Genomic DNA, 9,359 nt, shown 5'->3' with positions numbered 1-9,359 from the left:
CCCCAGGGACGGCGACGACCCGTCGCCGTCGGCGGGACGGCCGCCGACTCGATCGAGCTCGTTTCGGCCAATAACAGACAGTCCGGTTCGCCCGGATATACTCTATCGATTAGCGGCAATCTCTCTTGAAGATGATATTCGGCAGCAGGCTGGACTTTGCAATCGAGGTCATGATTGAGCCCGATCCGACACCACCTTCCGGCGTCTACGGCCGAATGCGCGTATGGTGCAAAGGCGTCCAGTTCGGGGATTTCTCGGATCCGAGGTGCGCGCTGTTTCCAGCGTATCTTGGATTCAAGGAACTACTGCAGTCACTTCCAGAACTCTGGCTAGAAGACCTTAGCGGTCTGAGCGATCTACAACTAGCCGACCGAGTGGATATGTTGTTGTACGGTGCTCGAGGCGAGCAACTAATCGATGACACCCGCACTGTTGATGAGTGCCAGCGCGACCGGCGCATCTACGGGCGCTTTAGTTTTCTGACGAATTGGGGGGAACAGTTCGACCGTGATGCCAAGTCCTTCATTTTTCGTCCACCGTCCCGCCAAGTAAAGATTCTTGTTCGTACATCCGATGTATGCGAGGTTATGTCGTTGCAGACCTCGTTACTTGATGTCACAACGGCTATTCAGCATTTTCTCGAATGGTTCGAAGATTCTGCAGCGCTGCTCTCCGAGGGAACGGGCCACGTTTGAATCGAGATATTCATGCTCGAAAATAGAGTGTTCGATAACGATTAATCGGCTTAATTGAGAAAATCCACGGCCGCTTTGGGTCGGCTAGAGCTAGGCCGGCTACCGACTCGATTGGGCTCTACCCTTAGCGTTGCAAACCTTAGCCTGGCACGCGTCGCGACGCGCCACATATGGAACGCTCCCAGCTTTAACGAATACCGTGCAGCTCTTGATTTCGGACGAATAGAAGGTTGAACGGACACTGAGAGCGAACTTTACGCGATTCCCATGCCGTCATTTCCTTGGCAACCAAATTGACACGCCCAAAGCTCTTTATCGAAAGACCGTTGCGGAGCTTTGTGACGTCGATCGAGATGCATGTCACGATAGGCTGCTAAGGGTCGGTCAGAGACTGCCCGCCATCTCAGCTGCTAGCCCGTTAACCGGTTGAATCCCCAGCCAGTACGCGACATTGCAAGTGCGCACTGCCCACGTCCGATGCGCTCCCTATGCCCAGCCGGTCAACGGACCTGCACAGTACCCGTTTATCCTCTCACCATACATCCAGGTACCCGGTGTTTCGCCGCAACGTAATCCTCCGCGTACCGTACCGCATTCTCGATAGAGACGCTGGTGCGCAAATGACGGCGCTTCTCCTGACTGCCGACCATGGTGCCGGGCCAGAGGCGCGCCGCACAGGAACCGACAACAGCGGTTGCTGTGCGGCGGCATGCCAACGGCACGATTCAGGCGTGAGCGCCATCCGTGTACGGATCGCGGGCGTCCGTGACCTTCTCGCCGTCCGCGAAGACATCGAACTTGCCGGTCCTCGCACCGTCGGTGAACGGATCGCGGGTCGCGGCAACGTGGGTATAGCAGTCGGCGCAGGTTGTCGTTTCGGTGCGGCCAGCGAAGGCGTAAGATTGCGCTGCGAAGGCGGCTAGGCCGGCGGCGGCGAGTGGAATCAGAATTTTCATGACAATCTCCAGATAGGGCTAAGCTCAGATTCCCAGGCACAACGCGTGCTGCTGCAGAGGCTGGGACTTGGTCTGCCCGACGCGTTGCCTCAGTGGTGATCCAGGGTTCTTGTGAAACAACGTGCCGTGCACCAGTAAAACGCTGGCGACGCGTGGTTTATTCCCTCTCGACTTGGGAAGCCCGGAACGCTTGCACAAAGGCGTGCAGGTGCGCAGGCTCCGCATCGGTGATGGCCCAGAAGTCCATACCGTCCTGGCGCCAACGCGCAATCGCGTAGCCGTCGGTGGCGTGGCTTTCCGGCGCCGATGCACCGTTTGTCGCCGGCAGGATATAGAGATCGATTGGATGTTTCTGGTAGCGGTAGATCAGTACGCCAACGATGCGGCGGTCGATATAGTCCACCCGCCCCCCAGCCAACGGATAGCCCTTCGCTTCGAGATCAGTGACCGGCGGCGCATAGTTGAGCCGCCCATTGAACCAAGGCTTGACTGTGTGCTGGTCGGTGGAAACGACATCGATCGAGTGCTGCGACAGCAGCGCGCGGACGTGGCTCGATACGATGGCCTGCTCCAGTGCATCGCCTTGCGGCGGCCGCACCAGGGTGAATGCGCCGAAGACCATGGCCGAGAACACGATCCCCGCGAGACCGCCGCCTGCCCACGCGAGCGCGCCGCCCGAGGACAACGCGAGCCATGTATAGCGAGCCATGCGAGGCTGCGGCTCACGCGGCAGTCCGGTCCGCACGCGCGCCAGCAAATGCGGCGGCGCTCGGTGATAGAGCGACCCGTCGCGCAGCATGTCATGCAACGACTTTTCCATTGCTCCGTCATTCATGATTCGCTCCCATCGAAAGATCCTGCACCGGCGCATAGCGAGGCGCATTGTCGGCGGCACTGTCGCGCATCCTGGCCTGCTCGGCGCGTACCGCTGCACAGAGCAGATGACGTGCGCGCGCCAGACGCGACATTACGGTACCGATCGGAATGTCGACAACGATGCCAATATCGCGATAGCTCATATCCTCAAGCTCGCGTAGGACAAGCACTTCGCGATAGAAGGATGGCAGCCGCTCGAGCGCACGGTGAACCAGATGCACATCGTCATTGCGCATGGCGAGCACTTCCGGGTTGCAGCCAACATCGTCGATCCATCCCGGCAGTCGCTCATCGCCATGCAGCGTGTCGTCGTAGGATGTGCTATCGGCGGCCTCGCGCCGTCTGCGCCATTCGGTGAACCACGTGTTCCTGACAATAGCCAGGAGCCACGCGCGCGCGCTATCGCCGTGGAAACTGTCAAAGAAACGAAATGCCCGCAGGTAGGCGTCCTGCACGATGTCGTCCGCATCGCTTGCGCTGCCGCTCAGCCAGCGCGCCAGATTGTAGGCAGCATCGATATGCGGCAACGCCACCTCCTCGAAGCGGCTGGACTTATCGGTTGCGATCACGGTGCTCTCCTGTTCCTGGCCTGTGTAGAACCGGCTGACACCGAGATTTATTCCCGGGATTGCGAATCTCATCCGAGTTCGCGATCCCGGGAATAGAACGCGACACCAAACGGTATACGCCACTCACCTCGATGTTCACCACACCAACAAGAGGCGCATACCGCGTATAGGCGCTGCCTACGCGTCCATCAGGAAGTCGGGAATGACCTGAGTGAGGCGCAGGACGCCGGCAGGATCAAAGTAGAAGTGCATGGTCGCAAACGCCATGCTGTCCTGCGCAAACCGGTAGCTCCAGACCTCACGGTGCATGAGCGGAAAGTGACTCGTCTCGTCAGGCGTCCCAAAGCGAGTCAGGACATCGCGCGTGGTCCATTCGCCAATCCTGGCCCGACCGAACTCCTCCGCGCTCAGCATCTGCCGGACGCTGACGACCAGCCCGCTGTGATCGATGTCGGCGGCCCACCTGGTCTGCCCAGGCGCCGGATAGAACCAGCGCCGGGAGCCATCGGGAAGTAGGTAGATCTCACGCGGCGCGCCGAGCGTGGCCCGAAGCTCGGCCGCGTTCTCGCCTGGCACCACGGATCGCCAATTCGGGCTCGCGCAGCCGGTCAATGCCACTGCAGCCAGTATGAAAAGCGGGCTGGCAAGGTACAGGCGCGGTAGGCGCTTTTCCGATCTCGGGAAGCTGGAAATCATGATGGGGACTCCGTCAGGGGTTCATGCAGCAAGCCGCCAGCCGCTGGCAGGAGGCCACGAGGGCAGCACCGGAACGCGGAGTGCGTCCGCCATTGCGTGCTCGCACCTGTACAACCGCAGCCCGAGGGAAGTTATTCGCGCAAACTCAGCTTGCATCGCAGGCTGGTGCGGGATGACCAACCATTGATGCTCTCGAAGGACGATTGGGACGCTATCTCTTGGGACTCGTGAAAAAGGACCCGCAAACTCGTACGAAATCGAGAGTCCGAAGTTGGACACTATTCCGCCGTTCACCTTGGGGAATCGATGTTCCGCTTGGGATCGGAAGTCGCCTTCGGCGCCTGCAAACCACCGCCCAGTTGGACCGAGGGCCGAGGCCGGCTGGGGATTGAACCGGTCAACGCAACTTTAGGCTAACGGTTAAAGCTGGCACGGACATTGCTCCCTGATCCGCCACTGCATATTGATTACAGACTCATTGGCGTCTGATCTTTCGGGGAGCGTTTGATGAAGAAAAAGATTGCGCGTTTGGCAGCCTTGGCGCTGTCGGTTGGCGTACTGGCATTTGGCACTGGCTGCGCACTGGCGCAGACATATCCATCCAAGACGATCAGGCTGGTGGTACCTTTTCCGCCGGCCGGTGCCACTGATGTGCTGGGCAGGGCAATTGCGCAGAAGCTGTCCGAAGGACTTGGGCAGCCGGTGGTGGTCGAGAACCGGCCTGGTGCAGGCAGCACCATTGGATCGGACATCGTTGCGAAGGCGGCGCCGGATGGCTACACGCTATTGTTGGCGTCAGGCTCGCTTGCCATCGCATCCAACCTATACACCAAACTCGGCTTCGATACTTTGAAGAGCTTCACGCCGATCTCGCTTGTGGGCCATGTGCCCCATATGCTGGTCGTGAGCCCTTCGATTCCAGCGAATTCGGTTAAGGAACTGGTCGCTCTGGCCAAGTCCAAGCCCGGACAGCTCAGCGCCGCTTCACAGGGAAACGGCACTCTGTCTCACCTGGAACTGGAAATGTTCAAGTTGTCCACTGGCGCCGACATGCTGCATGTCCCTTATAAGGGCAGCAATAACGTCATGCCCGATCTCCTTGCCGGCAATGTCTCGGTGTTCTTTGATAGCGTGCCGTCTTCCATGCCGCTGGTGAAGAGCGGCAAGCTCAAAGCGCTTGGTGTCGTGGGGGCCAAGCGCCTGCCCATGAGCCCGGACATTCCGACACTGGCCGAAGCCGGACTTCCCGGGTTCGACATGAAGAACTGGTTCGCGTTACTGGCCCCCGCAGGCACACCGGCCGAGATTGTCGGGTTGCTCAACACACAGGTGCAAAAGGCCGTTGCCTCCCCGGATCTTGCCGCGCGGCTGGCCGACCAGGGTGTCATCCTGGAAGCCAGCACGCCGAAGCAATTGGCCACGTTGATGCAATCGGACGTCGCAAAGTGGGGCAAGATCATCAGAAGTGCAAACGTGCGCCTGAATTGAGCGCAGCGGCGAGGCTCTCAGTCGGCAGGTCGAGTTTTCCTATGTCTATCGGTGCGCGGCCCATGTACGGACATCAACTCGACAATCCAATCGATAAACACGCGTAACGGCTTGCCGATGTAACGGTTGGGCGGGTAGGCCAAGTGGAGCGGGATCGCATCCATTTGCCAGTCCTCGAATAGGGGTGTCAGTGCTCCGCCGGCGATATGCGGCTTGGCCATGTACTCGGGTAACCACAGCACGCCCATGCCGGCCAAGCCGGCAGTGAGGTACGCGTTTCCGTCATCGATCGCGAGTATATGACGACCGCCCAGGTTCACCACTTCGCTTCCCCTACGCATGGCGTAGGACAGGTTGCTGTCCCAGCCATATCTGACGATGTGGTGCCCGGGTTCGCGCAACTGATCAGGATGCATGGGAATGCCTGCGCGGCTCAGGTAGGCTGGCGCTGCATAGACACCCAGCTTCAGGTCACCCACATGGCGGGCTACGAGCCAGCCGTCCTGCATCTCGCCGCCACGCACGACGCAATCGACATTTTCGTCAATCAGGTTGACCTTGCGGTCGCTGGCTCCCATCTCGATTTGAATGTCCGGAAAGCGTTCATGGAACGCGGGCAGCGCCGGGACCAGTATGACGTTGGCCAGGGGACTCGGCACATCCACGCGCAAGCGGCCCCGGGGGGCCGTGGACCTGCTTGGGAGACTGCCCTCGATGTCGTCAAGGTCCGTCAGCAGCCGCACCAGCCGTTCATAGTATGCGGCGCCATCGGTCGTGACATTCACCCGGCGAGTCGTGCGATTCAGGAGCTTGGTCTGCAAACGTGCTTCCAGCTGCTGGATCAACTGCGTTACGGTAGCCCTGCTCATTCCCAGGATGTCGGCCGCTTTCGTGAAGCTTCCTGTTTCTGCTACCCGTATGAACGCTTGCATTCCATCGAGTCTGTCCACTGGTACGTTCCTGAAATTGTTCGGAATCTGCAAATAGTGATGCACGGGACGGCAGCTTTATCCGGCAACCGTCGACAGCTACAGTGAGGGCTCCAACCCACCCACGGAGCCTCGAATGAGCCCCCGCAACGCAGTGTTTCCCGCCGGTCGTCAGGACCTGTATGCCACCCACAAGTACTCCGCCGCCATCCAGTCAGACCAGCTTCTGTTCGTGTCAGGCCAGGTGGGCAGTCGCAGCGACGGCTCGCCGGAGCCGGAGTTCGAGGCCCAGGTGCGCTTGGCTTTCGCTAATCTCGAAGCGACCCTCAAGGCTGGCGGCTGCGGATTCGAGGATATTGTAGATGTCACCACTTTTCATACCGATCCGAAAGTTCAGTTCGATACCGTGCTGGCTGTCAAGGATGAAGTCTTCCCCGATGCGCCTTACCCCAATTGGACCGCGGTCGGCGTCAACTGGCTTGCGGGCTTCGACTTTGAAATCAAGGTCATCGCCCGCATCCCGCATTGAACTAAGCACATTGCCGAAACGCTAACTTGCTACTGTCCGCTCCTGGCCGGGAAGAACCCGATCGCCCGGGACGGACCGGCGAATTCTCGGCGGCGAGCTGTCGCCGATCTGCCGAAAGCGGCCCCATAGCGGGCCGTGCCGGCTAGAGCCGCTTGATGGACCGGGTCAATACCTCGGCGGGAAACGCTGACAGATGGCCCCCCCCCGAGCTTTTCATCGGGACCGAGCAAGGTGCCAAGCACAGTTGTCCCATCTCAAAGTTAATGGGAAGCCCAACCTAGACAGACCACGGAGTTGCTGAGCACCGTCGCAAACTACCTGGGTCGAAATCTCACAGTTAGCGAGTAAAAAACGCGCCCCGTCTCACAGTATGTGGGTACAAAGGGATGGCTCGCGGACGGCAGGCCGGCGATCAGCGCCAGCCGCGGAAGTGGTTCGGGCTTATCGTCGAAGCCAAACGCCAGGTTCCCATTGGGCAAGCTCCGGAGCGGGGCGGCGTGGTGAATCGAAGGGCCCTTCCCGGCAGCCACAAGCGGTCGCTCAACCTCGCTATCCAATTCGAATAGCGGAGATCTCGTCCGTCGTCTCTCAACGACCGATTTCAGGCGAGCGAATTGTCGGTGGCGCTGCCTCAACCCGGCCAGTTTGAGTCGTTTGCGAGTGGCCGCTTTCAGTGTCCCCGTCGAAGGTGGCTACCCAGCTCACGCCTGCTAAACTGACTTGCATCCGTTCGAGTACTCAAACCATGAATCCTCTCGAAGTAAACCGTCCACTGTTGGCTTCCGAGATGTCGCTCGCTCGCTGGATGCTGGAACACGGCGAAACTGACGCGCGAAAGTTTCTCGAACAACTCGCGGTGGCGGAAGTCACTCCGTGGCGCTGCCCCTGCGGTTGTGCAAGCATCAATTTTCAGATCAAGGGCAACCAGCCTGCACCGCCGGGGGTGCATGTTCTCGGGGACTTCCTCTTTGGCCCGGACGATGCGCCAGCAGGAATCTTCATTTATGAGAGCGCTGGTTTGCTAAGTGGCATCGAAGTCTACGGACTCGCCGGTGATGCGCCCTCAGAACTGCCCCGAGAGGATACGCTTCGGTCTTTCACCGCGAGCGGTGGTGACGCGTAGTCGACCGCTCGCACGTGGGGAAGTTGACCCGTGTGGCGTACAAGCTGGGATGGCCGCTTTACGTCGGCGGATTTCGAATCGGCTACTTCCGCTTAGGGTCGGGAGTACGCACTGCTGACTGGCCGCTTCTGGGCGACTGAAGTCCACTGGCCGCTTTCCGGCGATGGGATTGATGAGCGGACTGACGCAGTCCGACCCATAGCGGTCTGTCGGCTCGCCCAAAAGCAGACATCCGACGTGATATCTTAACTCCTCATTGTTCGAGTTTTCGCATCATGGCTAGATCCGATCTTATTGAGGTAGCAAACGCGTTCCGGGATTGGGATAAGCCATGGACGTTCTATTCGGTTGTATTGAATCAGTTATCCCATAATTCCGAGGACCTAAACACTCTCTCGCAGATTTGGGTCGAGGCATGCCAAGCCGACCACTGGCAGCAGGCGGACATATCGAAGGGCTGCAATGCATCGTGCGAATGGAGATGAAGCGCTTCGAGAAACATCCGCGCTGGTTTTAGCGAAGCGCTGGGTTGTGGCGCTGTGATGACACCCCTCTTCGGCATGCGTCACCGACCAAGTAGTCAATGCTAGGGTAGCGTAATGAACAGTACTTCTCGTGACGGTCAGTCCTCTCCGGTGTATGTGCGTGCCTGGCTCAGGTTGCTTATGTGCGGATTATGCCTGCTTGTGATCACGCTGATGATTTGGGCCGTGCAGGGGCAAGTCAGCCAGCAAAATGGCAATGTGCCGGTTGCGGTAATCAGTTGCGGCACGATCATCGCTGTCTTTGCGTGGCTGCTCGCGCGACTATATTCGCTCTGCTCCATTGTGGTGAGTGACGATGGGGTGCGGCAATCATTCGTCCTGTCCAACGGTAAGCTTTGTGAGCATTCTTATCTTGGCTGGGATCAAATACACCGCGTGTCGTTCCGGGGCAGTTCGTACCATTTTCTTGGCATGGACGGCGCAAAACTCGAACTCAATACAACGTTGTTCGGGGACGCCGAGGCAACGATCGATGCGGTGCGCGAGCGTCTTCCTGGGAGGCTCCTTTCGCAACTCGAATGAGACAGGTCTAACTTACCGGCTGCTGGTTGCATGCGAATCAGAATCCAGATTCGGGGGCGTGGATTCAATGCGATGATGCAGTCGGTCGACCCATGATCAAATTCTTTTAGACGGGGTACGAAAAAGTCGTGACTTGGATAAAAGGCCGGACTTGCAATCGGAATTCATAGGGCGGCGCATCTGCATGGTCGTAACGCCCGTCGAACGGTTTTGCTGCAGAAAATTCGATATATTGCTCATTTGGTCGTCTCGAACGATGCGAGCCCCCGTACAGTCCAACAAGCTGAGCCGCACTCGAGGCTCTGTTATCCCTTCGCTCTTGAGCAATAGCTCCACGTCGCAGTTAAGTGGCCATATTGTTATGGCTCAGGAATAGTGTCTCTCTCGAAACGAGATACTGATACGAAATACCATTCTCTTCCTCGATTGGA

The 9,359-nt window shown here is 58.8% G+C and carries 10 protein-coding genes; 5 read left to right on the top strand and 5 right to left on the bottom strand.

Annotation, left to right across the window (positions count from 1 at the left end; genetic code table 11):
- The first annotated feature begins 125 nt into the window (after nt 1-125).
- Nucleotides 126-695, top strand: a complete 570-nt coding sequence (locus tag CYJ10_RS27330) for a hypothetical protein (protein WP_101684566.1) — start codon at nt 126-128, stop codon at nt 693-695.
- Between the two features lie 725 nt (nt 696-1,420).
- Here CYJ10_RS27330 and CYJ10_RS27325 read toward each other — a convergent pair.
- The 4 genes from CYJ10_RS27325 to CYJ10_RS27310 form a co-directional block, all read right to left on the bottom strand.
- On the bottom strand, nt 1,421-1,651 hold the full coding sequence (locus CYJ10_RS27325) for a hypothetical protein (protein ID WP_101684565.1): 231 nt from the start codon (nt 1,649-1,651) through the stop codon (nt 1,421-1,423).
- A 157-nt stretch (nt 1,652-1,808) separates the two neighbouring features.
- Nucleotides 1,809-2,486 (bottom strand): anti-sigma factor, encoded by a 678-nt coding sequence (locus tag CYJ10_RS27320; protein ID WP_101684564.1) that lies wholly within the window; start codon nt 2,484-2,486, stop codon nt 1,809-1,811.
- The gene (locus CYJ10_RS27315; RefSeq protein ID WP_101684563.1) at nt 2,479-3,168 is read right to left on the bottom strand and encodes an RNA polymerase sigma factor; all 690 of its coding nucleotides are present in this window, start codon (nt 3,166-3,168) and stop codon (nt 2,479-2,481) included. Before CYJ10_RS27315 ends, CYJ10_RS27320 begins: the two co-directional genes overlap by 8 nt.
- 105 nt (nt 3,169-3,273) lie before the next feature.
- Nucleotides 3,274-3,792, bottom strand: coding sequence for a dethiobiotin synthetase (locus tag CYJ10_RS27310; RefSeq protein ID WP_101684562.1), 519 nt, complete (start codon nt 3,790-3,792; stop codon nt 3,274-3,276).
- Nucleotides 3,793-4,299: 507 nt separating this feature from the next.
- On the opposite strand from CYJ10_RS27310, the gene CYJ10_RS27305 reads away from it, so the two are divergent.
- The gene (locus CYJ10_RS27305) at nt 4,300-5,280 is read left to right on the top strand and encodes a Bug family tripartite tricarboxylate transporter substrate binding protein (protein ID WP_101684561.1); all 981 of its coding nucleotides are present in this window, start codon (nt 4,300-4,302) and stop codon (nt 5,278-5,280) included.
- A gap of 17 nt (nt 5,281-5,297) precedes the next feature.
- Here CYJ10_RS27305 and CYJ10_RS27300 read toward each other — a convergent pair whose 3' ends face one another.
- Complete coding sequence (locus CYJ10_RS27300) at nt 5,298-6,230, bottom strand: LysR family transcriptional regulator (protein ID WP_101684560.1); 933 nt, start codon at nt 6,228-6,230, stop codon at nt 5,298-5,300.
- 115 nt (nt 6,231-6,345) lie between these two features.
- Between CYJ10_RS27300 and CYJ10_RS27295 the strand changes: the two genes are divergently transcribed.
- The 3 genes from CYJ10_RS27295 to CYJ10_RS27285 all read left to right on the top strand — a co-directional run bounded on the left by CYJ10_RS27295 (nt 6,346) and on the right by CYJ10_RS27285 (nt 8,928).
- Nucleotides 6,346-6,738 carry a RidA family protein gene (locus tag CYJ10_RS27295; RefSeq protein ID WP_101684559.1) on the top strand — a complete coding sequence of 131 codons (393 nt, stop codon included), beginning with the start codon at nt 6,346-6,348 and terminating at the stop codon, nt 6,736-6,738.
- A 745-nt stretch (nt 6,739-7,483) separates the two neighbouring features.
- Nucleotides 7,484-7,861, top strand: coding sequence for a hypothetical protein (locus CYJ10_RS27290; RefSeq protein WP_146002134.1), 378 nt, complete (start codon nt 7,484-7,486; stop codon nt 7,859-7,861).
- Between the two features lie 599 nt (nt 7,862-8,460).
- Nucleotides 8,461-8,928, top strand: coding sequence for a hypothetical protein (locus CYJ10_RS27285; protein ID WP_146002133.1), 468 nt, complete (start codon nt 8,461-8,463; stop codon nt 8,926-8,928).
- Nucleotides 8,929-9,359: the final 431 nt, after the last annotated feature.

It is taken from the genome of Cupriavidus pauculus (assembly GCF_002858765.1).
GTDB classification, from domain to species: domain Bacteria; phylum Pseudomonadota; class Gammaproteobacteria; order Burkholderiales; family Burkholderiaceae; genus Cupriavidus; species Cupriavidus pauculus_B.
This window is presented reverse-complemented; position numbering and strand designations above follow the sequence as displayed.